Origin of the sequence: Curtobacterium sp. PhB190 (assembly GCF_004365385.1) — a bacterium.
Taxonomy (GTDB): Bacteria; Actinomycetota; Actinomycetes; order Actinomycetales; family Microbacteriaceae; genus Curtobacterium.
On the sequence record NZ_SODN01000007.1, the window covers coordinates 202,043 to 227,457 of the forward strand.

Genomic DNA, 25,415 nt, shown 5'->3' on the forward strand with positions numbered 1-25,415 from the left:
AGGCCGCTGACGTCATCGTCGCTGTGCTCCTGGGGCGAGAAGCTAACAGATAAGCGCTTCACCTGTAAAGCGCTTTTCTGACTTCCCGCGCGCTAGGATCAGCGCCATGGCCACGATGCAGCAGGTCGCCGATCGGGCGGGGGTCTCGATCGCCACCGTGTCCTTCGTGGTGAACGGGACGAAGTACGTGACCCCCGGCACGACCGCGCGGGTGAAGACCGCGATGCGCGAGCTGAAGTTCCGCGGCAACGTCGTCGCCCGGGCCCTGGCGAGCCGGCGGACCCGGATCATCGCGCTGCTGTTCCCGACCACCGGCAACCGCTTCAGCCCGACGACCTCGCAGTTCTTCATGAGTGCGGCGGAACGGGCGTCCGAGCGGGGCTACCACCTCGTGCTCTGGCCGGTGGACCCCGCTGGAGACGACCTCGACGACCTCGTCTCGGGTGGGCTCGTGGACGGCGTCATCCTGATGGAGGTGCGGATGGACGACCCCCGCGTCGCCGTCCTCACCGACCTCGGCGTTCCGTTCACCCTGATCGGCCGGACCCGCGACAGCAGCGGTCTGCCCTTCGTCGACATCGACTTCGAGACGACCATCGAGGACAGCCTCGACCACCTCGAGACGCTCGGGCACCGCCGGTTCGGACTCGTGCTCGAGGACCTCGAGGGCACCCCGATGGCCGGCTACGCCCCGCACCTGCGCGTCGAGGCGACCTTCCGGCGCGCGATCGCCGAGCGCGGGCTGGCCGGGACGGTCGTCACCGCCGGGCCGGGCAGCGACGGCGGACGGCAGGCCACGAGCGACCTGCTCGCGGCGGACCCCGACGTCACGGCGCTGCTCGTGATGAAGGACGACTCGTCCGCCGGTGTCCTCGTCGGCCTCTACACCGCCGGGCGGCGGGTCCCCGAGGACGTCTCCGTGCTCAGCATCGCGTCGTCCGAGGCCAACGCTGACCAGCACTACCCGCGGCTGTCGACCATGGTCGCGCCGGGTCAGGAGCTCGGGATCCGGGCCGCCGACGCCCTCATCGAGCAGCTCGACGGCACGTCCGACGACCTGCCGCACTTCCTGCTGCCGTGCACGCTCCGCACGGCGGAGTCCACGGCCCCCGCCCCCGCCTGACCACCTGCCAACCCCGCCCGCGAAAGCGACAGATCTCCGCGAACGGTTCGCGGCACACTGTCGCTTTCGCAGCACTGACGGGGGCACCTGCGCGCGTTCTGTCGCTTTCGCGACCACCTGCCGGACTGGAGGCGCGGGTCGTCCCCGCCACGGGCCTCCAGGCCGCCGCCCCGCGGCCCCACGTCCCCACCCGCGAAAGCGACAGATCCCTGCGAACGTTCCGCGGCAGGGTGTCGCTTTCGCGACAGTGACCGAGCCGCCAGTGACACCGTGCGGCCGCCGCCGCGCGCGCCTACCGGGCGCTCAGGGTCCGTTGGTTGTGTGGACGCACAGGTTCGCAGCACCACACGTCGAGGAGGACGGATGGCCATCGACCGCAGGATGTTCCTGCTCGGGGGAGCGGGGGTGCTGCTCCTCGCGGGTTGCTCCACGCGCCCCGAGCGCACGCTGGTCCAGGACTGGCCCACCGACCCGCCGGAGGGCGAGGCGACGATCAGCTGGTGGGCGGGGCAGGTCGCCTCGAAGGACGGCGGTGACCTGCGGCGCCGGCTCATCGCCGAGTTCCAGAAGGAGCACCCGAACATCCGGGTGCGGATCGTGTCCGCCCCGAGCGACACGGACACGAACCGGACGAGCCTGACGACGCAGATCGCTGCCGGCAGCAGCACGCCGGACGTCTACCTCGGCGACGTCGCGTGGCCCGGGCAGTTCGCGAAGAACAAGCTCGCCACCCCCGTGAACCAGCTCGTGGGCGAGGACTTCTTCGACCAGTTCCCCGAGGGCCTGCGGCAGGCGGCGAGCGTCGACGGGACGTACTACATGTTCCCGCTCTACATCGACGAGTCGTTCTTCCTGTACCGGAAGGACCTGCTCGCGAAGCACTCCCTGCAGGTGCCGGGGTCGTGGGAGGAAGTGCGCGAGACGGCCGCGAAGCTCGTCGACACCGGTGACGTCAGCTACGGGTTCGCGTTCCAGGGCGACGTGTACGAGGGCCTCACCTGCAACGTCACCGAGTTCGTCGCGGACGCCGGCGGCTCGCTGCTCAACGACGACCTGACGAAGCCCGAGACGACGAGCTCGGAGACGAAGCGCGCCTTCGAGTTCATGCGGTCCCTGATCACGGACGGCGCGAGCCCCCGGGCCACCCTGACGTACCAGGAGCAGGACACGAACGACGCCTTCTCGGGCGGCCGGGCGGCGTTCCTGCGCAACTGGTCGTACGCGTGGGGCATCGCGAACGGGCCGGACAGCCAGGTCGCGGGCAAGGTCGGGCTCGCCGCCCGTCCCACCTTCGACGGGCAGGACGAGCACCACTCGACCATCGGCGGGTGGGGGAACTACATCAACCCGCACACGCAGCAGCCCGCGGCGGCACTGACGTTCGCACGCTGGATGTCGAGCGAGACGGCGCAGCAGTTCCTGACCCGCGAGGGCGGCGTCCTGCCTGCCCGCAGCGCGTCGCTCGTCAGCGAGGACGCGAAGCAGCAGAAGCGCCCGACGTACGACACCGCTGCCGGCATCACGCTCGTGCCCCGTCCGACGTCGACGGCGTACTACCCGAAGGTCTCGCAGGGCGTGTACCAGAACGGCAACAGCATCCTCGGCGGACAGGCGTCCGTCGACGGCGGCACGCGCACGATGGCCTCGGCCATCGCGCTCGCCCTGCAGGGGGAGGCGCTGTGAGCGCCGGCACGGCCACACGGTCGGGCACCAGGCCGGGAGGCACGGGTCGCCAAGACCCGCCGCCCCGCCTGAGCGGGCGGTCGCGTCTCGACCGCATCCGCGCGCGGGGCGCGTGGGGCTTCGCGGCCCCGGCGCTCCTGGTCGTCGCGGCGGTGACGATCTTCCCGGTGGTCTACTCGATCGTCCTGAGCTTCGCGGACGTCGAGGTCGGCTACGAGGGGTTCACGATCCAGTCGTTCGGGCTGGGCAACTACGCGGCCCTGCTGCAGAGCGCGGACTGGTACCGAGCCCTCGGCTTCACGGTGCTGTACACGGTCGTGACCGTCTCGGTGGAACTCGTGCTCGGCATGCTCGTCGCCCTCGTGCTCGAGCGGCTCGGGGCCACGCGCGGCTGGATGCTCGCGCTCATGCTCATCCCGTGGTCGCTCGTCACCATCGTCAACGCGCAGCTGTGGAAGTACATCTACGACAGCACCTACGGCGTCGCGACCTGGTTCTTCGGCCTGTTCGGGGACGCCCCGGTGATCCTCGGCGAACCGGTGCCCGCGATCACGGGCCTGATGGTCTCTGACATCTGGAAGACGACGCCGTTCGTGGCGATCATCCTGCTCGCCGGGCTCGTGCAGATCTCCGAGGACCACTACGAGGCCGCCGAGCTCGACGGCGCGAGTACCTGGCAGACGTTCTGGCGCGTGGTGCTGCCGCAGCTCACCCCGACGCTGACGATCGCGGTGCTGTTCCGCATCCTGCAGGCGTTCGGCGTCTTCGACCTGCCGTTCGTGCTGACGAACGGCGGACCGGGCACCGCCACCCAGTCGCTCGCGATCATGGGCTACAAGGTCCTGTTCCAGGACATCAACATCGGCCCGGGCGCGGCGATCGCGACGTCCACCGCGATCATCGTCGCGGCCGGGTGTCTGCTGTTCCTCCGGGCCTTCCGGAACCAGGCGAAGGGAGGGGATGCCTGATGCCCCGTCAACGTGTGCGCAAGGGCTGGCGCAAGTGGGTCAACACCGTCAACGTCAGCGGTGTCGTCATCGCGGTGCTCACGGCGCTGCCGCTGTACTGGCTGGTGTCGACGTCGCTCAAGCCGGCGTCCGAGATCGGGCAGTCGCCGCCCACCGCGTTCCCGCAGTCGTTCACCCTCGACAACTTCGTGGTGGCCTTCCGCGACAACGCGCTCGGGCAGTACATGGTGAACAGCGTCATCGTGTCGGTGTCGACGACGGTGATCGTGCTCGCGCTGGCGTTCCTCGCCGGCTACGCGCTCGCCGGCCGGTGGATCAAGGGCCGCACGGCGATCATGACGTCGCTGCTCATGCTGTCGGTGTTCCCGGCGATCGCGGTGCTCACGCCGCTGTACCTGCTCGAGCGCAACCTCGGGCTGCTCAACTCGTACCCGGGCCTGATCGTGCCGTACGTCGCGTTCAACCTGCCGTTCGCCATCTGGATCATGCGGAACTACCTCGTCGGGATCCCCTCGACGATCGAGGAAGCGTCCGAGATCGACGGGGCGGGAGCTTGGCGCACCGTGCTCAGCGTGATCCTGCCGATGGCGAAGCCGGGCCTGTTCACGGTCGGCGTCTTCACGTTCACGGCGTCGTGGAGCGAGTTCCTGATGGCGCTGACGTTCAACAGCGAGAACTCGTTCCGGACGATCCCGGTCGGCATCGCGCTGTTCGGCACGCAGTTCACGGTGCCGTTCGCGCAGATCTTCGCGGCGAGCGTCGCGGCGACGGTGCCGATCGTGATCCTGGTGCTCGTGTTCCGCCGCTCGATCGTGTCGGGGCTCACCTCCGGTGCCGTCAAGGGGTGACGCGTCCATTGATTCCTGAGGGATAGTCCGCCAGGATCGGAGCAGACGCCGACGGCGACGGCCAGGACCAACCACCCCGGCCGTCGCCGCCACCGATCGGCGTCACGGATCAGGAGACACGTCATGGCTGACAGCACTGCGCCCCCGCGCGCCCGGAACCGCGGCCGTCGCGCCGCGGACGACACCGCCCGCCGCTCCCGGCGTCGCAACCGGGTGTTCGCGCTCGCTGCCGGCGGGGTCCTCGTCATCGGTGGCGCTGGCTACACGCTCGCGTCGTGGACGGACACCGAGTGGGTGTTCGGCGGCAACGGCTCGGGTGGGCCGGGCGTGGGGACGTCCGGGTTCGAGGTCGAGCAGAACGTCACGGCGCCGTTCGCCGCGGCGGGCTTCACCTCGGACGAGACGAACCCGGGGCAGGCGCTCCGGTTCACCGTCGACGCGCTCGCCCTGTCGCCGGGCACCGCGACCTACGCCCCCGTCGCGCTCCGCACCACCGCCGACTCGATCGCCGGCGACCTGGTGCTCCGGGCGGCGGTCCCGGCGTCCGGGGTCACGGTCTCCGACGCCGACGACGTGCTGTGGAACGCCCTGCAGGTCCGGGTCGCCGCGATCACGGACACCACCGCAGTGTGCGACGCCACCGCGTTCGACGTGCCGTGGACGAGCGTCGCGTCCGGGCCGCTCGGCACGGCTGCCGCGACGATCGCGCGCCCCCTCGCCGCGGCCGGCGGGTCGACGCAGGTGTACTGCTTCGAGGTCTCGCTGCCCGCGTCGCCGACCCTGCCCGCCGGCACGTCGGTCGACGCGCTCCAGGGGCGGACGGCCGCGCCCGCGTGGCAGTTCGCCGCCGAGTCCGACTGAGCGCGGCCGTGCGCGGCTCCACCGCGCCGACGTCCTCCGACGAGGGCGCGGCGCCGCCCCGTCGTCCTGCCGACCGCATCCGCACCGTCGTCCTGACGGTCGCCGGCGCGATCGGGCTCACGTGCCTGCTCGCCTGGGCCGCCGTGGCGTTCACCGGGCTGTCGTTCGTCGTCGTCACCACCGGGTCGATGGCCCCGACGATCCCCGCGGGCGGGCTCGCCATCACGCACCGCGTGCCCGCGGCCGAGATCACCGACGGGACGTCGTCACGGTCCCACGCGCGGGGTCGGCCCTGCCCGTCACCCACCGGGTGGTCGCGGTGGACCGGGTGCCGGGGGACACCGCGGCGCGGTCGCTCACCCTGCGGGGCGACGACAACGCCTCCGACGACCGCGACCCGTACGTCGTCCGGCACGCCGGACTCGTGCTGGCGCACGCCCCCGGCCTCGGCTCGGTGCTCGTCGTGGTCACGAGTGCCCCGGCCCGTGGGCTGGCGGTCGCGCTCGTCGGCGTGCTCGTCGCGTGGGCGTTCTGGCCGGCCCGGCGGGAGGACTCGTGACCCGCGTCCTCGCCACCTCCGCGGCGGTCGCCGCGGTGCTCGTCGGTGCGGCCGGCATCGGCACGACGGCGGTGGCGGTCGCCGCGACGGACTGGAGGCCCGTGGCCGAGACCGGCACGCCGGGCCGGTTGGTGCTGCACACCGGTCCGGAGCCCCTCGTGCTGCCCGGGGCGGGGAACGACGCGGACGTCACGTGGCAGGTGCGGACGAGCGTCGACGCGCCCGGCCCGGTCACCCTCGACCTGCAGCTCACGGGGCGGGGCGGCCTGCCGGGCGGGACCGACGGCGTGCTCGTGTCGGTGGCGACGTGCGACCAGCCGTGGGGGGACCCGTCCGGAGCCCCCACGTGCGGCGGACAGACCGCCGCCCTCGTCGACGCCGTCCCCCTCGTCGACTGGGCGACGACCGCGCCGTCGGTCCGTGTGCCCGACCCGGACGGCGACGGCTCGGCGTACCTGCTCGTCCGGTTGTCCCTCGGTGACGCCGCGACCACGGTGCCCCGGACCGCCGAGGTCGGCGTCGGCGTGACCGCGCGCGGCGGGGACCCCGTCGTGCCCGGACGCCCGACTCACGGCGACGGCGACGGCAGTGGCGACGGCGGGGGCGACGACGTCGGTCCGGTCGTCCTCGCGATGACGGGCGGCGGGTTCGCGGGGCCGGTGCTCGTCGCGGTCGCGGCCGTGCTCGCCGGCGTCGCCCTCCGATTCCGACGCCCCGGGAGCCGGTCGTGAGCCGGCGTCCGCTGCACCTGCGCCGTGGGCGGATCGCGGTCGTCACCGGCATCGTCGTCGCAGCAGCCCTGGTCACGCCCACCGCCGTCCCGAGCACCGCGTCGTGGTCGGACCGCGAGTGGGCGCACGGGGCCGTGGGGACGTCGTCGTTCGACTGCGGCACCGACGCGGACTACACGTCGACGGCCTCGAGCCGGTTCCTGGGCGGGAGCATCGCCGGCATCGACCTCGACGACGTCGCGACGGTGCGCGGGGTCGACGTCGCGAAGACCGGAGCCGCACCGGCATCGGTCGAGCCGGCCACCGCGCCCGAGCTCGGCACCGGCGGCCGCCCGTTCACGCAGGCGTTCGGCAACCCGCTCGACGTCGGGCTGCTCGGCGACGTGGCGGGCATCGACCTCACCGGTCTCGGCCTCGGACTGCCGGCCGGTTCGGCGGGCGCGGTGAACCAGGTCGCGACGGCGTCGGGCACCGGTGACGCGGTGGCGGCATCCGGGCTCGTCGCGGACTCCGGTGGCGTGCTCGTCACGCCGACGACCCCGTCCGGGGACCTGCCCGACCCGGCGTCGATCACGCTCGGCCGCGCGCTGCCGGGCATCGCGGACGTCACCGACGTGGGGCTCGACGTCGGTGCCGTCGGTGCGAGTGCGCAGCTGGCCGGGTGCGACGCGATCAGCGACGACGTGTGGGGCGGGGTCGTCCAGCGCACGCTCGCGACGAACCTGCGGGCCGCGGTGCAACAGGTCGCTGCCGACAGCGGGCCCGCCGGGCTCGAGCGCGACTACGGCATCGCGAGCCTCGACCTCCGTGTGGACAGCCCGCTCGTCGGTGCGCTGGTCACGGCCGTGAACGACACCGTGGTGCAGCTCGACGCCACGGTCGACGCACTCGGTGGCACGGACGGAGCGCTCGCACGGACGATCAACCAGGGCGTGCTCGGGGTGCTCGGCGGGCTCACCGGCAGCCTCGGGCTCGGCACCATCGGGGGCACGATCGAGATCACCGGGCCGGACCTGGCGGGCGCGGTCGCGCCGCTTCTCGCCGAACCCGTGCAGGACGCCGGCGGAACGTTGTCGCTCGACCTGTCGGCCGGATCCGTCCGGGTCGACCTCGCGCACCTGCTCGGCGACGACGCGCACGGGCTCAACGACCTGCCGCCGAACCACGAGGTGGTGCTCGACGCCGTCACCCTCGGTGCGCTGGCCGACCGGCTCGGGCAGGTGGTGGACGCCTGGGCGGGGAAGATCACGACCGCCCTGACGACCGCGCTCGGGTCCCTGCACGTCCGGATCGCGCTCGCCGCCGACCTCAGCGCACCCCTGGTGCTCGGCATCCGCGTGAAGATCGCCACGCTGTCGATCGGCGTCGACACCGGGGTCGCGGCGCTCATGGCGGGGCAGACGAAGCTGTCGGTCGGGGTCGCGCTGCTCGGACTCGACCTGGGTGGTCTGCTCGGCGTCGTGACCGGCCTCGCGACGTCGCTCGTGAACCCGTTGACCCAGGCGGTGGTGGGGACGCTCACGACCCGGTTGTTCGCACTCGTCGGGGCGCTCGGCACGACGCTGACGACGACGATCGGCGGCCCGGTCGTCCGCGCGCTCGGGACGGTCCTCGCGTGGCTGCCCGGGGTGCTCTCGCTCCGGGTGAACGTGCAGCAGGACCGCACGGCCGCCCCGACCCCGGCCGGCCGTGCAACGACTGGGCAGTACACGCAGACCGCACTCCGCCTGTCGATCGCGGACGCCCTGGTGCCCGGGGGACTGGCCCGCGTCGACCTGGCCAGCGCCGTGGTGGGGCCGAACTCGGTGTCGCTCGTCGGAACGGCCCGCCCCCGAGATAGGTAGCATCGTTACCTAGCTGCGCATGGTGGACAATCACCGGAGTCGCACGCTGACCGCCCGTAATCTGCCGTCAGGGGCTCGGGGCGCCGAGGTCGACGGCCGCGATGATGCGGTCGACGATCCGGACGAACCGGACCCTGTCCCGTTCCGAGAAGGAGGCCAAGAGCTCGTGCAGGTGCTTGTTCGTGCCGTCCATGGCGATCGAGTAGTCGCGTCTGGCGGTCTCGGTCAGCTCGATGTGGCGACTCCGTCCGTCGGCCGGGTTCGGCACGCGGCTGAGGTGTCCGCTCTGCTCGAGTCGGTCCACCATGCCGGTCACCGCCGGGCCGGTCAGGCCGAGGTGCTTCGCGAGGTCCTTCACGCGGACGGTCCGGTCGGCCGCTTCGGCGCGGGACACGAACTGCAGCACGGTCAGGTCGCTGCCAGAGACGTCGAGCTGGTCGCGCAGCCGCGCCCGCAGTGCGGACACTGCTGCTTCGAGTCGGGTCAGCGCCGCCACGAGGTCGAGATCGCTCACGAGCGCGCCCCCTTCGAACCGATCGGGTCCGCGTCACCGTACGCCGTGCTCACCGGGTCAGCGTATTCACATAACGAGTCGCACGGTCAGGTTCGGGTGTCCGGCACCGGGGCGTTGCACCGTGACTGACACGTACGAGGCCCCACCTGCCGGCGGACGCGCGAGCGAGTCGGTGCGCTTCGAGGTGTCCGGCACCGATCCGGAGTCGGCGGCGCGTGACCTGGCCACGGTGCACGGCGCCGAGCAGTGGTCCGCCCAGCAGACCGGCGGCGAGTTCCTCTACCGCTACACCGCGGTCGGCGACACCGAGATCAGCATCCGTCGGTCCCAGATGCGCGGCGTCCTGCGCGGTGCGATGCCGATCAGCACCGACTACATCGTCGCGTGGATGACGAGCGGCAGCGCCCACCTCGACGTCGGCGGGCAGCGGGTGGACCTGCACCGGAACGTGCCGACGCTGCTGCCCTGCGACACCGCGTTCGTCTTCGCGGCCGAGGACCACGACCAGCGTCTGGTGCACCTCGACCGGGAGCTCGTGCACCGGGTCGCCGGCGAACAGCTCGACCTGGGCGACCGCCCGCTGCGCTTCGACCACACGCGCGAACCGGACAACGCGATGTACGGCCGGTGGCAGGGTGCCCTCGCCGCGCTGTCCCGCGCGCTCCGTGTCGGCGGTCCGGACTCCGACACCTGGGTCGCGGCGAAGTCGCTCGCGATCGCCGCGTTCCTCGAGACCTTCCCGCCGCAGCTCGACGACCTGCCGGCCGAACTGGCCCTGCCGCGGAACGCCCGGCTGCGCGCCGCCGTCGAGTACGTCCACGCGCACGCGTCCGAGACCGTGACCATCGCCGACCTCGCCGCGGTGGCCGGCCTGAGCGTGCGGTCGGTGCAGGAGTCGTTCCGTCGGGTGTTCGACGTGTCGCCGCTCACCTACCTGCGGGACGTCCGTCTGGACCGCGTGCGCAGCGAACTCCTCGCACTCGACCCGCAGGTCGGAGCGATCGGCGACGTCGCCCGACGCTGGGGGTTCGCGCACCTCGGCCGGTTCTCGGCGTCGTACGCAGCCAGGTTCGGCGAGTACCCGAAGCAGACCCTGCGCCGCTAGCCGGGGGTCAGGCCCGCGGCGCGGGGCCGGTGCTGGAACGCACCCGCAGCGTGGTCGACAGACGGACGTGGTCCGACGCGGCCTCGCCACGGAGCATCGTCAGCAGCATCTCGACCGCGCGGGACCCGAGCTCGGCCAGTGGCTGCGACACGGTGGTGAGCGGCGGGGTGGTGATCGACGCCTGGGGGACGTCGTCGAACCCGACGACGGACAGGTCCTCCGGCACCCGCAGGCCGAGCTCTGCCGCGGCCCGCAGCACACCGACGGCTGACGAGTCGTTCGCGGCGAACACCGCGGTCGGTCGCTCGTCCATCGTGAGCAGGTCCCGCGCCACGGCCGCGGACTGCTCCTCTTGGTAGTCGCCGTCGCGGACGAGCCGCTCGTCGATCGGGAGTCCGGCGGCGGTCAGTGCGGAGCGGTACCCGGCCTCGCGCAGCTGGGCGGACGCCAGGTCGACGCGGCCCCGCAGGTGCGCGATCCGGGTGTGCCCGAGCGCGAGCAGGTGCTCGACGGCCTGGACGGCCCCGCCCTCGTTGTCGGCATCCACCGTCGCGTGCCCCTCGGGTCCGGTGTGCGGGTCGATCGCGACGACCGGGATCGACGAGCTCGACAGGGCCGTGGTCGGGGTGACGACGATGGCGCCGTCGATGAGGGTGCCGGACAGGCGGGACAGCGACCGGCGTTCCCAGCCCGGGCGGTCGGCGCCGGTCATCAGGCCGGCGTAGGCGAGCAGCTCGTAGCCGGTGCCGGTCGTCGCGCTCGAGATGCCGCGCAGGAGCTCGGTCGAGAACGGCTCGAACTCGGGCACCAGGATCCCGACGACCCCGGTGCGGGAGCTCCGCAGGCTGCGGGCGACCAAGGAGGTCTCGTAGCCGAGGTCGGCGACGACCTGCTGCACGCGGATCATCGTGGCCGCGGCGACGCCGTCGCGCTGGTTGATGACCTTCGACACGGTGGGGATCGAGACCCCCGCGACCCGTGCGACGTCGCCGATCGTCACCCGGCCGGCACCGGGACGCGCGCCGAGTGCCGAGTCCATGTGCTCACCGTACCGCTGATGGCGAGTCGAAACGGCGTAGAAAACGTTATCGATATCGATTGACAAGCGGCAGGAGCACCTGGCACGCTCTCCGCAGCGGCAGTGGATGTCGCTGCATGTCAACGACGACACGAGGAGTTCCACGATGACGAGGAAGATCCGTGCCGCGGCAGCCATCGCGCTGATCGGGGCGACAGCACTGGTGGCCACGGGCTGCTCGGCAGGCGGCAACGCGGCCGACGACGGCAACGGGAAGGTCACGATGACCTTCTGGCACAACTCCACCACCGGACCCGGCAAGGCCTACTGGGCCTCGACGGTCAAGGCGTTCGAGGCGAAGTACCCGAACGTCACCATCAAGACGCAGGCCATCCAGAACGAGGACCTGGACGGCAAGCTGCAGACCGCGCTCAACTCGGGCGACGGGCCGGACGTCTTCCTGCAGCGCGGCGGCGGCAAGATGGACGCGATGATCGCCGCCGGGCAGCTCATGGACATCTCCGGCTCCATCAGCGCCGACGCGAAGAAGTCGATCAGCGCCGGGACGTTCGCGGGCTACGAGAAGGACGGCAAGACCTACGCCATGCCCGGTGCCGTGCTCCCCGAGGGCATCTGGTACTCGAAGGACCTGTTCCAGAAAGCCGGCATCGACCGTACCCCGACGACGATGGACGAGCTGAACGACGACATCGCGAAGCTCAAGGCCGCCGACATCGACCCCGTCGCCGTCGGTGCGAAGGACGCCTGGCCCGCCGCCCACTGGTACTACAACTTCGCGCTGCGCGAGTGCAGCCAGAAGACGCTCGAGGGCGCGGCGAAGTCGCTGAAGTTCGACAACGCGTGCTGGACGAAGGCCGGCGAGCAGCTCGAGGACTTCACCGCGACGAAGCCGTTCAACGACGGCTTCCTGACGACCGCTGCCCAGCAGGGTGCCGGCAGCTCCGCCGGACTCCTGGCCAACCACAAGGCCGCCATGGAACTCATGGGCGCGTGGGACCCGGGCGTGATCAGCTCGCTCACCCCGGACGGCAAGCCGCTGGCCGACCTCGGCTGGTTCCCGTTCCCCACGATCGACGGGGGCAAGGGTGACCCGAAGTCGATGATGGGCGGCGTCGACGGCAACTCCTGCTCGGCGAAGGCCCCGAAGAAGGCCTGCACGGACTTCCTGAACTTCATCGTGCAGAAGGACAACCAAGAGGCCTACTACACGGCGTTCCAGGCCATCCCGGTCAACCAGGAGGCCCAGTCGGTCGTCGACGCGGACTACCTGAAGTCGGCGCTCGCCGCCTACCAGGACGCGCCGTTCGTCTCGCAGTACCTGGACACCCTGTACGGCCAGAACGTCGGCAACGCGCTGAACACCAGCGTCGTCGACCTGCTCGCCGGCAAGGGCAGCGCGAAGGACATCGTGGACACCACCAACCAGGCTGCGGCCAAGGGCTGACCATGACCCTCGACACCTCGCTCGGCACGACACCGGCCACCGGGTCGGACACGGCCGCGGGGACGTCCCCGGCGGGGAGCGGTGCGCCGCTCCCCGCCGGACGGCGGTCCACGCGCCGCATCGCGGACTGGCGGAAGCGCGTCGAGATCGCGGTGCTCGCCGGCCCCGCGATCATCGTCTTCGTCACCTTCGTGATCCTGCCCGTGGTGCTCGCCGCCTACTACGGGTTCTTCAAGTGGCAGGGCTACGGGCCGCCCACCGACTTCGTGGGGCTGCAGAACTACCTGATCATCTTCCAGGACAAGGCGTTCCACGCGGTCCTCATGCACAACGGCTTCATCGTCGTGCTGTCCCTCGTGCTGCAGGGGCCGATCGCCATCGTGCTCGCGCTCCTGCTCAACCAGAAGATGCACGGCCGCGGGCTCGTCCGCGTGCTCGTGTTCGTGCCGTACGTCATCTCCGAGGTGATCGTCGGCACCGGCTGGAGCCTGATGCTCCAGTCGAACGGCGCGGTGAACGACCTGCTCCAGGGCATGGGGCTCGGCGGGCTGCGGGCCGACTGGTTGTCCAACCCGGACATCGCCATCTGGACCCTGCTCGTGATCATCTCGTGGAAGTACATCGGCTTCGCGGTGATCCTGTTCCTGGCCGGCCTGCAGAGCATCCCCGAGGAGCTGTTCGAGGCCGCGGCCATCGACGGCGCCGGTTACTGGCAGATCCAGCGGCGGATCACCCTGCCGCTGCTCGGCCCCACCATCCGGATCTGGGCGTTCCTGTCGATCATCGGCTCACTGCAGCTGTTCGACCTCGTCTACATCATCTGGGGGCAGTACATCTCGTCGACCGCCGGCACCTCGACGATGGCGACGTACATGGTCGCCAACGGTCGCACGTCCGGCAACTTCGGTTTCGGCAGCGCCGTCGCCGTGGTCATGTTCGTGATCTCGCTCGCCGTCGCCCTGATCTACCAGCGCTTCGTGCTCCGCCGCGACACCGCGGGTGCACTCACCGAGAGGAAGAACTGATGGCCACCACGAGCATCGTCGCCCCCGGGCGGCGGGCCACGCGGGAGCGGCGGTCCAGCGCGGCCATCGGTCGCGCGAACCCGCTCACCTACCTGGTGGCGATCCTGTTCGTCGCCGCGAACCTCGCCCCGGTGCTGTACATCGTGCTGGGCGGCTTCCGGACGAACTCGCAGATCACCACGAGCCCGGCCGGGCTACCAGCGCCGTTCGAGCTCGGCAACTACGGATCCGTGCTGTCCAGCGGGATCTTCTGGCAGCAGCTCGCGAACTCGACGATCAGCGCCGTGACCACCACCGCGGGCGTCGTCGTGCTCGGACTGATGGTGAGCTTCGTGCTCGCCCGCTACCGGTTCGCCGGCCGCGGTGCGCTGTACGCCCTGTTCGCCGCCGGTCTGATGTTCCCGATCACCGTCGCCATCACGCCGCTGTACCTGCTCGTGAAGGACCTCGGTCTGACGAACAGCCTGGCCGGCGTGATCCTGCCGCAGATCGCCTTCGCGCTGCCGACCACGGTCATCATCCTGGTGCCGTTCCTGCGGGCGATCCCGGACGAGCTCGAAGAGGCAGCGTCGATCGACGGCGCCAGCCGCCTCGGGTTCTTCTTCCGCATGGTCGTGCCGCTGTCGCTGCCGGGCGTCGTCACGGTCGGCATCCTGGCGTTCATCGCGAGCTGGAACAGCTACATCCTGCCGCTGTTCATCCTGAACAACGAGGGCAGCTACACACTGCCGCTCGGCGTGCAGGCGTTCTCGTCGCAGTACTCGGTCGACACGGCCAAGGTGCTGGCGTTCACGTCGATGTCGATGATCCCGGCACTGGTGTTCTTCACCATCTTCCAGCGCCGCATCGTCGGCGGCCTGACCGGGGCGGTGAAGGGGTGACGACGACGGACGCGACCCGGGACACCGGACGCCAGCCGCGCCTCCAGGACGACCACGACGCACCCGACGCGACCGGACCCGACCGCGCCACCGCCCTGCTCGCCGCCATGACGCTCGACGAGAAGGCGGCGCAGCTCGTCGGCTACTGGCTCGACCAGACCGGCGTCGTCGCGCCCATGCAGGGTGAGATGGCGGCGGCCGCCGACGGCCGCACCCTGGCGGACATCACCCGCGACGGCATCGGCCAGTTCACCCGCGTCTACGGCACCCGACCGGTCGAACCCGACGACCGCGCGGCGTGGCTGTGGGCGGAACAGCGGCGACTCAAGCGCGAGACCCGGCTCGGGATCCCCGCGCTCGTGCACGAGGAGTGCCTGACCGGGCTCGCCGCGTGGAAGGCCGCGACGTTCCCCACCCCGCTGGCGTGGGGTGCGGCCTTCGACCCCGACCTGGTCGAGCAGGTCGGCGCCGCCATCGGCGCGTCGATGCGGCAGCTCGGCGTGCACCAGGGGCTCGCCCCGGTGCTCGACGTGGTGCGCGACCCGCGGTGGGGGCGGGTCGACGAGTGCATCGGCGAGGACCCGTACCTGGTCGGCACCGTGGGGACCGCCTACGTGCGCGGTCTGCAGTCGGCCGGCGTCGACGCGACCCTCAAGCACTTCCTCGGGTACTCGGCCTCGCAGGCGGGGCGGAACCACGCGCCCGTGCACGCCGGACCGCGCGAGGTCGCCGACGTGTACCTGCCGCCGTTCGTGATGGCCCTGCGCGACGGGGGCGCCCGGAGCGTCATGAACTCGTACGCCGAGATCGACGGCGTGCCCGTCGCGGCGAACGGTGAACTGCTGACCGGACTGCTGCGTGACGAGCTCGACTTCGACGGCACCGTCGTCGCGGACTACTTCTCGGTCGCGTTCCTCGAGGTCATGCACGGCATCGCCGCGGATCGTGGCGAAGCCGCGGCGCTCGCGCTCGAGGCGGGCATCGACGTCGAGCTGCCCACCGGGGACGCGTACCTCGCGCCGCTCGTCGAGCGGGTGCGGGCCGGTCTGCTCGACGAGGCCCTCGTCGACCGCGCCGTCCTGCGGGTGCTGCGGCAGAAGGAGCGACTGGGGCTGCTCGACCCGCAGGCGTTCGAGGACGAACCGCCGACCGGGATCGACCTGGACACCCCGCTGCACCGCTCGTTGGCGAAGCAGTTGGCGGCGCGGTCGCTGGTGCTGCTGTCGAACGACGATGTGGTCGCTGGCGCTGGCGCTGGCGCTGGCGCTGGCGCTGGTGCTGGTGCGGGCGTTGGCGTTGGCGTGCCGGCCGCCGCGCCCGTGCTGCCGCTGCGCGCCGGGGCGTCCGTCGCCGTCATCGGCCCGAACGCCGACCGCGCCGAGGCCCTGCAGGGCTGCTACTCGTTCGCCAACCACGTGCTCGCGTCGCACCCCGACCTGCCGCTCGGCTTCGCCATCCCGACCGTGCGCGAGGCGATGGTCGACGCCCTCGGCGACGACGCCGTGCGCTTCGCCGCGGGGTGCGCCGTCACCGGCTCCGACCGTGCCGGTTTCGCAGACGCCGTCGCCGTGGCCGCTGCCTCCGACGTCGCGGTCGTCGTCGTCGGCGACCAGGCCGGCCTGTTCGGCCGCGGCACCGTCGGCGAGGGGAACGACACCGAGTCGCTCGACCTGCCGGGTGTGCAACGCTCGCTCGTCGAGGCGGTCGTCGCCACCGGCACGCCGACCGTGGTGGTGCTGCTCACAGGGCGGCCGTACGCCATCGGGTGGGCGCTCGACGGCGGCGGCGACGGCGTCGTCGCCGCCGGCCCGGCCGGCGCGGGACGTCCGGCCGCCGTCGTGCAGGCCTTCTTCCCCGGCGAGGAGGGCGGCACCGCCATCGCCGACCTGCTCACCGGCGCCGCATCGCCGTCCGGTCGCCTGCCCGTCTCGCTGCCCCGTGCCGCCGGCGCCCAGCCGTACACGTACCTGCACCCGCGGCTCGGGGGGCCCTCGGACGTCACCGCCGCCGACTCGACGCCGGTCCGCCCGTTCGGCTTCGGCCTCGGCTACACGACGTTCACGTACGACGACCTGGTCGTCGACGCGTCCGTCCGCTCCGACGCCGTGTTCGAGGCATCCGTGACCGTCCGCAACACGGGCGCACACGCGGGCGAGGACGTCGTCCAGCTCTACGGCCACGACGTGCACGGCAGCGTCACCCGACCCGAGGTCCAGCTGCTCGGCTACGCGCGCGTCGCGCTCGCCGCGGGGGAGTCCACCCGGGTCCGCTTCCGCGTCCCCGTCCAGCGGTTCGCGTTCACCGACCGTCGCATGCGCCGGGTCGTCGAACCCGGTGCCGTGCAGGTCTGGGTCGCGTCCCACGCGGCGGCGTCACGACCGGGAGGCCCGGTGCCGGCAGGCGGGATCGTCGCGTCCGGCGACGGGCCGGTCCGACACCCCGTCCCCGGCTCCGCGACGGAGCGCGCCACGGTCGACGTGACGGGGCCGGTGCACGAGGTGACGCTGGACGACCCGCGGGTCGTCGAGTGGACGGTGGCCTGAACCGGGGCTGCGCCGACGGGGCGGGCCGTGCGGACGGATCAGGACGCACGGCCCGCCCCGGCAGCGCTACCGCGAACCCTGCTGCAGGGTCTCGGGCAGTGGCGGCAGGGGGCGATCGCTGTCGGCGACCCGGGTCAGCCGTGCTGCCAGTGGTCGGAAGAGCGCCGACAGCAGCACCTTGTCCGCCACACCCCGGGCGGCGAGCCCGAGCCGGGTCTGCGGGTACGCGAAGTGCACGATGCCCTTCGGGATGCCCTGGATCTTGTCGACCAGGGGGCGCATCCACGTGTCGAAGGCGTCGAGCGCGCGGTCGAGGTCCTCGTCCGCCGTGACCGATGCCGCCAGCACGTACCCGCTCGTCAGGGCGAGCGAAGCGCCACCGCCACCCATCGGTGTCACGCACCAGGCCGCATCGCCGATCACGCACACGCGGCCGCGGTGCCAGCGCGGCATCCGGATCTGGGTCAGCTCGTCCAGGTAGACGTCGTCCGAGCCGTCGAACCCGTCGAGCACGCGCTCGGTCTGCCAGCCGGCGTCGGCGTAGCGGGTCCGCAGTGTCGCCAGGGCCTCCGACCGCGAGCGGCCGACCAGGTCGTCGCCGCCGGCGTAGGCCAGGATCGCCCGCGTCGTGCCGTACGGGTCCGGGCGCAGGTGGACCTGACGCCCGCCGACAGCGTTGTACCAGCGCCAGCGGTCGTCGTCGGACGGCGTGCGCGGGATCGTCCCGAAGACCATGGTCACCCCGAGGTCCCGCTCGTCGACCTCGCCCTCCGCGGCGAAGAGCCGGTCGCGGGTCCGGGAGCGGACGCCCTCGGCGATGACCACGAGGTCGGCGTCGAGCACCCGTCCGGCGTCGGTGGTCACGGTCGCCCGGCGTCCGCCGGCCTGGTCGTCGACGTCCTGGATCGTCTCGCCGTAGACGATGCTGACGCCGTCGGGCAGGTCGTCGAGGATCACCCGGGCGAAGTCGCCGCGCAGGACCTCGAGTTCTGCGGTGGCACCGTCCGGGCCGTCGGAGGGCAGCTCGGACCGGACCTTGCCGTCACGATCGACGATCACCGTCCCGGTCTCGGTCGTGTTGCGTGCGCGGACGGCGTCGACCAGGCCCATGCGCTCGAGCACCTCGCGAGCGACCCCGCGGACGTCGACGTTCTGCCCGCCGTCGCGGAAGGACGGCGCACGTTCGATCACCGTCACCTGCCACCCGACGTGGCGCAACCACCAGGCGGCGGACAGGCCTGCGATGCTGGCTCCGGAGATCACTGCGTGCTGTGAGGTCATGCTTTACAGTAAAGCAACTGCACAGTAAAGGAACCTGGATGCCCGACATCGACCCCCTCACCACGGTGTGGTCCGACGACGAGGTGGCCGTCATGCACGCGCTGCGCGACTGGGCCGTCACCTTCGACGAACTCCAGCGCCACCTGTCGTCGTGGATCGGTCTGCCCGGTTCCGACGCGAACGCCCTCGGGCAGATCGTGTGGGCGGACCAGGCCGGCGAGCCACTCTCCCCGGCGCAGTTGGCCCGGCGGATCGGCATGACGTCGGGCGCCACGTCGGTACTGCTCGACCGCCTCGAAGGGGCCGGGCACGTCACCCGGCACCGCGAGAGCGCCGACCGACGGCGGGTCACCCTGCGGCCGACCGAGTCCGCGCGCGCCGAGAGCGGGCGGTTCCTCGCGTTCTCCGGTGCCGAGATCGCCGCCACGGTGCGGGACACCGATCCTGAGGAGACGCGGGTCGTCCTGGCGTTCCTGCGACGCATGACCGACGCCGCCGCGTCGGCGAACGGTCGCCTGCAGGCATGCTGAGGGAACCGACGGGCGGCGTCGCCGCGCTCAGTGCTCCTTGACGAGCGCCTCGACGTTGTTGCCGTCGGGGTCGCTCACGAACGCCGTGTAGGCGCGGTACTCGGGCCAGTACCGAGGCTCGTGGCGCGAGAGCCCGCCGGACGCGACGGCCGCCCAGTGGAACGCATCGACCTCGGTGCGGCTCGCCGCCTCGAACGCCAGGTGCAGACCACGGGTCACCGCCGCCGTCGTGGGTGCGGTCTCGAGCGAGACGCTCGGGGTGTCCTGGCCGGTGGTCCAGTACTCGGCGACGGACTCGGTGCGGTAGCCCGCCTCGACCCCCAGTGGCGCGAGTGCCGCCGTGTAGAACGCCTCGCTCGCGGCGAAGTCGCTGGCGAAGACCCCGAGGTGGTGGATGAGGCGAGGACCGGGCACGGGAGTGACGGTACCCACGTCAGCTCGTTGCCGAGGTCGCCGACAGGCTGCCGAGCAGGGTGAGGCGTTCTCCGGTGGGCGACCCGGCTGTCGCCGTGCAGGCGTACATGGTCCACCCGGGACTGTCGGGCAGGTCGAACGCCTCGTACGTGAACTCGAGGTCGCCGACGTCGGGGTGGTGGATCCGCTTCGCACCGGTGCGGTGGAACCGCACGTCGTGGGCAGCCCAGCGGGCCCGGAACTCGTCGGACCGGGTCACGAGCTCCCCGATGAGTCCGGTGAGGTCCTTGTCGTGCGGGTGTTGTCCGGCAGTCTGTCGGAGCGTCGCGACGATGCTGTTCGCGCCCGCCACCCAGTCCGGGTAGAAGGTCCGGGCCGCGGGGTCGAGGAACGTGAAGCGTGCGTTGTTGCCCTGCGCACCCGGGGCGTCGAGGACCGGTGCCAGGAGCGCCCGGCCGAGCGGGTTCGTCGCGACGATGTCCATCTGCCGGTTCCGCACCCACGTCGGTGTCCCGGTGACCGTGTCGAGGAAGCGTTGCAGACTCGGACGCACGACTGGCTCCGGCGTGGTGGTCCGCCGACGGATCGGGGCCGGAGCCGCGCCGCGGGCGAGGTCGTGCAGGTGCTCGGTCTCGGCGTCGTCCAGTTGCAGCGCACTGGCGATCGCCTCGAGGATCTCGGTCGACACCCCGGAGAGGTTCCCGCGCTCGATCTTTGCGTAGTAGTCGATGCTCGTCCCCGCGAGCATCGCGACCTCCTCGCGACGGAGCCCGGGGACGCGTCGCCGACCGCCGCTGATGAGGCCGGCCTGCTCGGGCGTGATGCGAGCACGCCGGGTGCGGAGGAAGTCACTGACCTCGGCCTGGTTGTCCATGCCCCTCACCGTACGACGACGCGCTGTCGCGAAGGAGTGACTGCTGGTACACGGAAGAGCCCGCCCTCCCACGGACGCCGTCGCGGGAGTCTCATGGGAGTCATGGCGAAGACGACTCCCACAGTGACCCTCAACACCGGTACGACGATGCCGCAGCTCGGCTTCGGCGTCTACCAGATCCCCGCCGACGAGACCGAGCGGGCCGTCACCGATGCGATCACGTCCGGCTACCGACTGATCGACACCGCCGCCTCGTACGGCAACGAGGAAGCCGTCGGCCGGGGCATCGCCGCCAGCGGTGTGCCCCGCGAGGAGCTGTTCATCACCTCGAAGCTGTGGATCCAGCGCCGCGGCGAGGACGGCGCCCGTGACGCGATCACCACGTCGTTGCAGAAGCTCGGCCTGGACTACCTCGACCTGTACCTGATCCACCAGCCGTTCGGTGACTACTACGGCGAGTGGCGTGCTCTCGAAACGGCGCACCGAGACGGCCGGCTCCGCGCGATCGGCGTGTCCAACTTCGCCGCCGACCGACTCGTGGACCTCATCGCGTTCGCCGACGTCGTGCCCGCGGTGAACCAGATGGAGACGAACCCGTTCCACCAGCAGGCCGACTACCAGGAGCTGATGCAGACGGAGGGCGTGCAGCTCGAGGCATGGGCGCCGTTCGCCGAGGGCAAGAACGATCTGTTCACCAACCCGGTCCTGTCCGAGATCGGTGCGGCGCACGGCAAATCGGTCGCGCAGGTCGTGCTCCGGTGGCTCGTGCAGCGCGGCGTCGTGGTCGTGTCGAAGTCCGTCAAGCCCGAGCGCATGCAGCAGAACCTCGACGTCGTCGACTTCGAGCTCACCGACGAGCAGATGGCGACGATCGCCGAGCTCGAGGCCGGTGAGTCGCAGTTCTTCTCCCACGTCGACCCCGACATGGTCCGCTGGCTCACCGGCCGCGCCGAAGCCTGATCTGCGTGCCCGGCCGGCAGCCCACCCGCCGTCAGGTGCTGCGGACCGCCACAGCGAGCACGCTCAGTGTCGCCGTGGGTGGGCTGTTGGCCGCGTGCACCACCGCGCCCACTCCGTCCACCACCCCGAGGAGCACCGTGTCCCCGACCGCGCGCGACGACCGCGTCCTGCTGGCGTACTTCTCCCGACCCGGCGAGAACTACTGGAACGGCGGTCGGCGCACCATCGACACGGGCAACACCGAGGTCCTCGCCGGTCTGATCGGTGACCGGATCGACTGCGACGTCGTCCGCATCGAGGCCGCCGACCCCTACTCCGACCGCTACGACGCCACCGTGGCGCGCAACAGCACGGAGCAGGACGACGACGCCCGTCCGGAGATCGCGAGCGAACTGCCCGATCTGCGCGCCTACGACACGGTGCTGCTCGGGAGCCCGATCTGGAACGTCCAGCCGCCGATGATCATGGCGACCTTCGTCGAGGCCGTCGACCTGTCCGGCAAGCGGCTGCTGCCGGTCGTCACGTACGCGGTGAGCGGTCTGGGCTCCACCGAGTCCTTCTACCGCGACCTCGACACCGGGGCGACGCTCGGCGAGGGGCTCGCAGTGCGCGGCGAAGACGTCCGCGAGCGCGCTGCCGGAGACGACGTCGACCGGTGGCTGCGGAACGTCGGGCTCACCTGACCGTCACAGGGCCGCAGCGATCGCTGCCCGGGCCGTGTCGATGACCCGCATCACGCCGACGACATCGTCGTGCGTGTGCACCGGCGACTCGATCCGCCCCTCGGCTGCGAAGGACGCGAGTGCGGTGGCCTGGTAGGCGAGCCCGTCATGCAGCACCTCGAGTCGCTGGTCCGTCCAGGTCGCGGACTCCGACGCCGCGAAGTTCCCACGAACCGCGGTGATCGACGAGGGCCCGAAGAACGGGCTGCCGACGTCGATGCGTCCCTCGGTGCCGACGACCGAGGCTCGCACGGGCAGCGCGGTCTCGAGCGACGTCGACAACATCGACCGGGCTCCGCCCGCGTACGAGAGCAGCAGGTCGGCGCGCACGTCGACGCCGCCCGGACCGCTCGCCCCTTCGACCAGCACGCGGTCCGGGGAGCCGAGCACCGAGGCGGCGAACGAGATCGGGTAGACGCCGGCGTCCAGCAGCGCGCCGCCGCCGAGCTCCGGCGCCCACAGGCGGTGCCCCGGGTCGTACGGCATCACGAACCCGAAGTCGGCGGTCACGAGCCGGACGGTGCCGATCGTGCCGTCGGTGAGCAGTCGCCGCATGATGTCCGACTGCGGCAGGTACCGCGTCCACATCGCCTCCATGACGACCACGCCGGCGGCCCGTCCCGCACCGGTGATCTCCTGCGCCTCGGCAGCGGACATCGCGATCGGCTTCTCGATCAGGACGTGCTTGCCGGCGGCGATCGCAGCGAGGGCCTGCTCGCGGTGCAGCGGGTGCGGGGTGGCGACGTAGACGACGTTGACCTCGGGGTCGGTCACGAGCGCCTCGACACTCGGCACGGTCCGGTCGATACCGTGCTCCTTCGCGAACCGTGCGGTCTTCGCAGCATCACGGGCGGTCACGGCGATCACCCGCTGCGGCGTGTGCCGGTGGATCGCGGTGACGAACTTGCCGGCGATGCCAGTGCCGATCACGCCCCACCGCAGGGCCGGAACGGCGTCGGGGTCGGGCAGCACCGGGGTGGGCAGCGTCAGGGTCATCGTCGTCCTCTCGCAGGGATTGGCTCGTGCCATCGCAGCCTACGCGTCCTTCGCACGTGCCAGACTGGCCGGGTGACGACGGGGACCGACGACCTGCCGGAGCGGCGCCCCACCGGCGGCCGCCTGCCGACGATGCGCGACGTCGCCGAGCACGTCGGGATGTCCCGGCAGCTCGTCTCGCTCGTGCTCCGCGGCGCGCCCGGACCCAGCGCGGAGTCCCGCGACCGGATCCTCGCGGCGGCGGCCGAGCTAGGCTACCGCCCGCACACCTCGGCCCGGCTGCTCCGCGAGGGCCGCACGCGGCTCATCGGTGCGGTCTTCAGCATGCGCAACCCGTTCCAGGTCCGGTTCGTCGAACGGCTCTTCGCCCGTGCCGCCGAGCAGGGCTTCGGCGTCGCCCTCGGCCCCGCCGGTGCCGAGCGCTCGACGGACCAGGTGGTGGCCGACCTGCTCGGCGAACGCGTCGAGGCCCTCGTCGTGTTCAACCCCGACCCCGACGCGACCGCGCTCGAGGAGGCGAGTCGCCTCGTGCCGGTCGTGCTCCTCGGCGAGTGGACGGACGCCCCCTACGCCGACAACGTGCACGTGGACGAGACCGGTGGGCTCCGCGCCGCGGTCGAGCACCTGATCGGTCTCGGTCACCGCCGCATCGCCTACGTCGGTGGCGAGGACGGGCTGGTCGGCCTCGATCGTGCGACCGCGTACCGTGCCGCGATGCAGGGCGCCGGACTCGCAGCCGAGACCGACGTCGTCCCCAGCGGCTTCAGCGAAGAGGATGGCGCCGCGGCCGCCCGCACGCTCGTCGCCCGCGACACCCTGCCCACCGCCGTGGTCTGCTGCGGTGACCAGTGCGCCACCGGCCTGCTCGCCGTCTTCGCGCAGCACGGTGTCGACGTGCCGGGACGGGTGTCGGTGGTCGGCTTCGACGACAGCTACCTCGCGTCGCTCAGCTACCACCGCTTGACGTCGGTGCACCAGGACGTCGAGGCGACGGTCGACGCGGCGCTGGCTGCCGTCCTCGACCGGACCTCGGGGAACGGTGGGGAGCGACGTCGTGTCGCGACACCGACCGGGTTCGTGGTGCGCGCGTCGACGGGTCCTGCCGAGCGCTGAGCGTCGAGCGTTGACCCGGAACGACGTGGTGGACGTCGTGCGACGTCGACCATGTCGTTCCGGGTCGGGGTGGCTGCCGCTCAGCGCACGCTGCGGATCGGGATCACGACGAGTGCGCCGACGAGTGCCACGATGCCGGCGCCCCAGAGCAGCACCGGGTAGTTGTCACCAGCGCCGACCCCGAGCAGCAAGGCACCGAGTGCCGGCGCGAACGACTGCGGCAGGGAGTTCGCGATGTTCATGACGCCGAGGTCCTTGCCGGGCTTGTCCTTGTCGGGCAGGACGTCGACCACCAGGGCGTTGTCGACGGCCACGTAGATGCCGTAGGCGAAGCCCATGATCACCTCGGCGACGTAGAACACGGTGACGTCCTGCGCGTAGACGAGCACGACGAGGCCCACGCCGAAGAGCAGGGTCGAGCCGCCGACGAACACCTTGCGGCGCCGCAGCCGGTCGGACAGCCAGCCCGAGAACGCCGTGCCGATCATGAGTGCGATCGTGTAGAGGAGGACACCGAACGCCACTGCCGAGGTGGCGCGTTGCGCGGTCATGCCGAGGTGGTCCTGCATGTAGAACAGCCGGAACGTCGTGAACAGGAACGTGGCGAGGATGATCAGGAACCGCGACCACCACGCCAGTCCGTAGTCGCGGTGCGTGATCGGGTTCGTCCAGAAGGTCTGCACGATCGTGAGCCACGAGAACGGCTTCGGTCGGACCTCGGGGATGCGGTCGGGGGTGACGAACGCGTACACCAGCACGCAGAGCACGCCGAGGATGCCGGGCAAGATGAACAGCAGCGGCAGGTTCTCGACCAGCAGGACGGCGGCGTACGTGCCGGCGAGCACGGCCAGGTTCTGCGCCAGCCCGATCACGCTCGAGGCGCGGCCGCGTTGCAGCTCGGGCACGTTGTCCGCCCAGCTGGCCATCATGGCCGAGTAGGCGGCGTTCGACCCGAGCTGGCAGATGATCCACGCCACGGTGAGCATGCCGACGTTCGGCGAGTACGCCACCATGGCGAGTCCGCCGAGCAGCACCAGGATGCCGCCGAGTAGCCACGGGCGGCGGCGCCCCCACCGCGTCCGGGTTCGATCACTCAGGGCGCCGAACAGCGGGTTGCCGAAGATCGCGCCGAGCGATCCGAGCGGCAGCGCGACGGCGATCACCGAGGCGGGGTCGTCGGGGTTCAGCGCCTGGGCCTTTAGTTGCATGCTGACGTAGACCGGCGACAAGATCGCCACGTAGATGCCGAACTGTGCCAGTCCGAGGGCGGTCAGGTACCAGTTGCTGACGTGGTTGGTCGGGGTGGCGGTGGTGAACGGGTGCGCCGGCAGCCTTGTCGACATCGACTCCTCCTCGG

General features: G+C 71.5%; 24 protein-coding genes. 17 read left to right on the plus strand and 7 right to left on the minus strand.

The genetic code is table 11. The features are described 5' to 3' along the window. The first annotated feature begins 106 nt into the window (after positions 1-106). The 8 genes from EDF47_RS13415 to EDF47_RS13450 all read left to right on the plus strand — a co-directional run bounded on the left by EDF47_RS13415 (position 107) and on the right by EDF47_RS13450 (position 8,617). The gene (locus EDF47_RS13415) at positions 107-1,123 is read left to right on the plus strand and encodes a LacI family DNA-binding transcriptional regulator (RefSeq protein ID WP_173170643.1); all 1,017 of its coding nucleotides are present in this window, start codon (positions 107-109) and stop codon (positions 1,121-1,123) included. A gap of 363 nt (positions 1,124-1,486) precedes the next feature. Continuing rightward, positions 1,487-2,806 (plus strand): ABC transporter substrate-binding protein, encoded by a 1,320-nt coding sequence (locus tag EDF47_RS13420; RefSeq protein ID WP_131878130.1) that lies wholly within the window; start codon positions 1,487-1,489, stop codon positions 2,804-2,806. Further along, on the plus strand, positions 2,803-3,774 hold the full coding sequence (locus EDF47_RS13425) for a sugar ABC transporter permease (protein ID WP_185094279.1): 972 nt from the start codon (positions 2,803-2,805) through the stop codon (positions 3,772-3,774). The genes EDF47_RS13420 and EDF47_RS13425 overlap by 4 nt, the downstream gene beginning before the upstream one ends. After that, entirely contained in the window at positions 3,774-4,622 is an 849-nt protein-coding gene (locus tag EDF47_RS13430; RefSeq protein WP_228504701.1) for a carbohydrate ABC transporter permease, read from the plus strand. The genes EDF47_RS13425 and EDF47_RS13430 overlap by 1 nt, the downstream gene beginning before the upstream one ends. A gap of 123 nt (positions 4,623-4,745) precedes the next feature. Continuing rightward, a complete protein-coding gene (locus tag EDF47_RS13435; RefSeq protein WP_243698022.1) occupies positions 4,746-5,483 on the plus strand; it encodes an acyl-CoA dehydrogenase in 738 nt (245 codons plus the stop codon). 319 nt (positions 5,484-5,802) lie between these two features. Further along, the gene (locus EDF47_RS13440; RefSeq protein ID WP_133938541.1) at positions 5,803-6,042 is read left to right on the plus strand and encodes a hypothetical protein; all 240 of its coding nucleotides are present in this window, start codon (positions 5,803-5,805) and stop codon (positions 6,040-6,042) included. Next, complete coding sequence (locus tag EDF47_RS13445; protein WP_133938539.1) at positions 6,039-6,773, plus strand: hypothetical protein; 735 nt, start codon at positions 6,039-6,041, stop codon at positions 6,771-6,773. The genes EDF47_RS13440 and EDF47_RS13445 overlap by 4 nt, the downstream gene beginning before the upstream one ends. Continuing rightward, a complete protein-coding gene (locus EDF47_RS13450; protein ID WP_133938537.1) occupies positions 6,770-8,617 on the plus strand; it encodes a choice-of-anchor G family protein in 1,848 nt (615 codons plus the stop codon). The genes EDF47_RS13445 and EDF47_RS13450 overlap by 4 nt, the downstream gene beginning before the upstream one ends. Positions 8,618-8,684: 67 nt before the next feature. Here the strand turns inward: EDF47_RS13450 and EDF47_RS13455 are convergent, their stop codons facing one another. After that, positions 8,685-9,131, minus strand: a complete 447-nt coding sequence (locus EDF47_RS13455; protein WP_123294672.1) for a MarR family transcriptional regulator — start codon at positions 9,129-9,131, stop codon at positions 8,685-8,687. Positions 9,132-9,252: 121 nt separating this feature from the next. Between EDF47_RS13455 and EDF47_RS13460 the strand changes: the two genes are divergently transcribed. Then, complete coding sequence (locus tag EDF47_RS13460; protein ID WP_133938535.1) at positions 9,253-10,236, plus strand: AraC family transcriptional regulator; 984 nt, start codon at positions 9,253-9,255, stop codon at positions 10,234-10,236. A 7-nt stretch (positions 10,237-10,243) separates the two neighbouring features. On the opposite strand, the gene EDF47_RS13465 is transcribed toward EDF47_RS13460, so the two are convergent. Beyond that, the gene (locus tag EDF47_RS13465; protein WP_123294674.1) at positions 10,244-11,275 is read right to left on the minus strand and encodes a LacI family DNA-binding transcriptional regulator; all 1,032 of its coding nucleotides are present in this window, start codon (positions 11,273-11,275) and stop codon (positions 10,244-10,246) included. A gap of 145 nt (positions 11,276-11,420) precedes the next feature. Between EDF47_RS13465 and EDF47_RS13470 the strand changes: the two genes are divergently transcribed. The 4 genes from EDF47_RS13470 (at position 11,421) to EDF47_RS13485 (ending at position 17,168) form a co-directional block, all read left to right on the plus strand. Then, positions 11,421-12,719 carry an extracellular solute-binding protein gene (locus EDF47_RS13470; RefSeq protein ID WP_133938533.1) on the plus strand — a complete coding sequence of 433 codons (1,299 nt, stop codon included), beginning with the start codon at positions 11,421-11,423 and terminating at the stop codon, positions 12,717-12,719. 2 nt (positions 12,720-12,721) lie between these two features. Then, a complete protein-coding gene (locus EDF47_RS13475; protein ID WP_133938531.1) occupies positions 12,722-13,744 on the plus strand; it encodes a sugar ABC transporter permease in 1,023 nt (340 codons plus the stop codon). After that, complete coding sequence (locus tag EDF47_RS13480) at positions 13,744-14,625, plus strand: carbohydrate ABC transporter permease (RefSeq protein WP_123313217.1); 882 nt, start codon at positions 13,744-13,746, stop codon at positions 14,623-14,625. The genes EDF47_RS13475 and EDF47_RS13480 overlap by 1 nt, the downstream gene beginning before the upstream one ends. 107 nt (positions 14,626-14,732) lie before the next feature. After that, positions 14,733-17,168 (plus strand): glycoside hydrolase family 3 N-terminal domain-containing protein, encoded by a 2,436-nt coding sequence (locus tag EDF47_RS13485; RefSeq protein ID WP_133938544.1) that lies wholly within the window; start codon positions 14,733-14,735, stop codon positions 17,166-17,168. Between the two features lie 66 nt (positions 17,169-17,234). On the opposite strand, the gene EDF47_RS13490 is transcribed toward EDF47_RS13485, so the two are convergent. After that, positions 17,235-18,449, minus strand: coding sequence for an FAD-dependent monooxygenase (locus EDF47_RS13490; protein WP_123340593.1), 1,215 nt, complete (start codon positions 18,447-18,449; stop codon positions 17,235-17,237). Between the two features lie 38 nt (positions 18,450-18,487). Here EDF47_RS13490 and EDF47_RS13495 point away from each other — a divergent pair, with 38 nt between their 5' ends. After that, positions 18,488-18,979 (plus strand): MarR family transcriptional regulator, encoded by a 492-nt coding sequence (locus EDF47_RS13495; RefSeq protein ID WP_131878146.1) that lies wholly within the window; start codon positions 18,488-18,490, stop codon positions 18,977-18,979. Positions 18,980-19,006: 27 nt separating this feature from the next. Here the strand turns inward: EDF47_RS13495 and EDF47_RS13500 are convergent, their stop codons facing one another. Both EDF47_RS13500 and EDF47_RS13505 read right to left on the minus strand, forming a co-directional pair. Beyond that, entirely contained in the window at positions 19,007-19,393 is a 387-nt protein-coding gene (locus EDF47_RS13500; protein ID WP_131878148.1) for a VOC family protein, read from the minus strand. Positions 19,394-19,412: 19 nt separating this feature from the next. Further along, the gene (locus EDF47_RS13505; RefSeq protein ID WP_131878150.1) at positions 19,413-20,267 is read right to left on the minus strand and encodes a helix-turn-helix transcriptional regulator; all 855 of its coding nucleotides are present in this window, start codon (positions 20,265-20,267) and stop codon (positions 19,413-19,415) included. Positions 20,268-20,369: 102 nt separating this feature from the next. On the opposite strand from EDF47_RS13505, the gene EDF47_RS13510 reads away from it, so the two are divergent. Both EDF47_RS13510 and EDF47_RS13515 read left to right on the plus strand, forming a co-directional pair. Continuing rightward, positions 20,370-21,227, plus strand: coding sequence for an aldo/keto reductase (locus tag EDF47_RS13510; RefSeq protein WP_131878152.1), 858 nt, complete (start codon positions 20,370-20,372; stop codon positions 21,225-21,227). Between the two features lie 137 nt (positions 21,228-21,364). Beyond that, on the plus strand, positions 21,365-21,910 hold the full coding sequence (locus tag EDF47_RS13515) for a flavodoxin (RefSeq protein ID WP_243648959.1): 546 nt from the start codon (positions 21,365-21,367) through the stop codon (positions 21,908-21,910). Between the two features lie 3 nt (positions 21,911-21,913). Here the strand turns inward: EDF47_RS13515 and EDF47_RS13520 are convergent, their stop codons facing one another. After that, on the minus strand, positions 21,914-22,945 hold the full coding sequence (locus EDF47_RS13520) for a Gfo/Idh/MocA family oxidoreductase (protein WP_131878154.1): 1,032 nt from the start codon (positions 22,943-22,945) through the stop codon (positions 21,914-21,916). A gap of 72 nt (positions 22,946-23,017) precedes the next feature. Here EDF47_RS13520 and EDF47_RS13525 point away from each other — a divergent pair, with 72 nt between their 5' ends. Continuing rightward, a complete protein-coding gene (locus EDF47_RS13525) occupies positions 23,018-24,058 on the plus strand; it encodes a LacI family DNA-binding transcriptional regulator (RefSeq protein ID WP_207906634.1) in 1,041 nt (346 codons plus the stop codon). Positions 24,059-24,138: 80 nt separating this feature from the next. On the opposite strand, the gene EDF47_RS13530 is transcribed toward EDF47_RS13525, so the two are convergent. Beyond that, entirely contained in the window at positions 24,139-25,401 is a 1,263-nt protein-coding gene (locus EDF47_RS13530) for an MFS transporter (RefSeq protein WP_123939097.1), read from the minus strand. Positions 25,402-25,415 lie beyond the last annotated feature (14 nt).

What these genes read in the sequence shown, in the direction of transcription:
- EDF47_RS13415 (WP_173170643.1), top strand. Translation starts at nt 107, where the DNA reads ATGGCCACGATGCAGCAGGTCGCCGATCGGGCGGGGGTCTCGATCGCC.
- EDF47_RS13420 (WP_131878130.1), top strand. Translation starts at nt 1,487, where the DNA reads ATGGCCATCGACCGCAGGATGTTCCTGCTCGGGGGAGCGGGGGTGCTG.
- EDF47_RS13430 (WP_228504701.1), top strand. Translation starts at nt 3,774, where the DNA reads ATGCCCCGTCAACGTGTGCGCAAGGGCTGGCGCAAGTGGGTCAACACC.
- EDF47_RS13435 (WP_243698022.1), top strand. Translation starts at nt 4,746, where the DNA reads ATGGCTGACAGCACTGCGCCCCCGCGCGCCCGGAACCGCGGCCGTCGC.
- EDF47_RS13465 (WP_123294674.1), bottom strand. Translation starts at nt 11,275, where the DNA reads ATGGACTCGGCACTCGGCGCGCGTCCCGGTGCCGGCCGGGTGACGATC.
- EDF47_RS13470 (WP_133938533.1), top strand. Translation starts at nt 11,421, where the DNA reads ATGACGAGGAAGATCCGTGCCGCGGCAGCCATCGCGCTGATCGGGGCG.
- EDF47_RS13475 (WP_133938531.1), top strand. Translation starts at nt 12,722, where the DNA reads ATGACCCTCGACACCTCGCTCGGCACGACACCGGCCACCGGGTCGGAC.
- EDF47_RS13480 (WP_123313217.1), top strand. Translation starts at nt 13,744, where the DNA reads ATGGCCACCACGAGCATCGTCGCCCCCGGGCGGCGGGCCACGCGGGAG.
- EDF47_RS13485 (WP_133938544.1), top strand. Translation starts at nt 14,733, where the DNA reads ATGACGCTCGACGAGAAGGCGGCGCAGCTCGTCGGCTACTGGCTCGAC.
- EDF47_RS13490 (WP_123340593.1), bottom strand. Translation starts at nt 18,449, where the DNA reads ATGACCTCACAGCACGCAGTGATCTCCGGAGCCAGCATCGCAGGCCTG.
- EDF47_RS13495 (WP_131878146.1), top strand. Translation starts at nt 18,488, where the DNA reads ATGCCCGACATCGACCCCCTCACCACGGTGTGGTCCGACGACGAGGTG.
- EDF47_RS13505 (WP_131878150.1), bottom strand. Translation starts at nt 20,267, where the DNA reads ATGGACAACCAGGCCGAGGTCAGTGACTTCCTCCGCACCCGGCGTGCT.
- EDF47_RS13510 (WP_131878152.1), top strand. Translation starts at nt 20,370, where the DNA reads ATGGCGAAGACGACTCCCACAGTGACCCTCAACACCGGTACGACGATG.
- EDF47_RS13520 (WP_131878154.1), bottom strand. Translation starts at nt 22,945, where the DNA reads ATGACCCTGACGCTGCCCACCCCGGTGCTGCCCGACCCCGACGCCGTT.
- EDF47_RS13530 (WP_123939097.1), bottom strand. Translation starts at nt 25,401, where the DNA reads ATGTCGACAAGGCTGCCGGCGCACCCGTTCACCACCGCCACCCCGACC.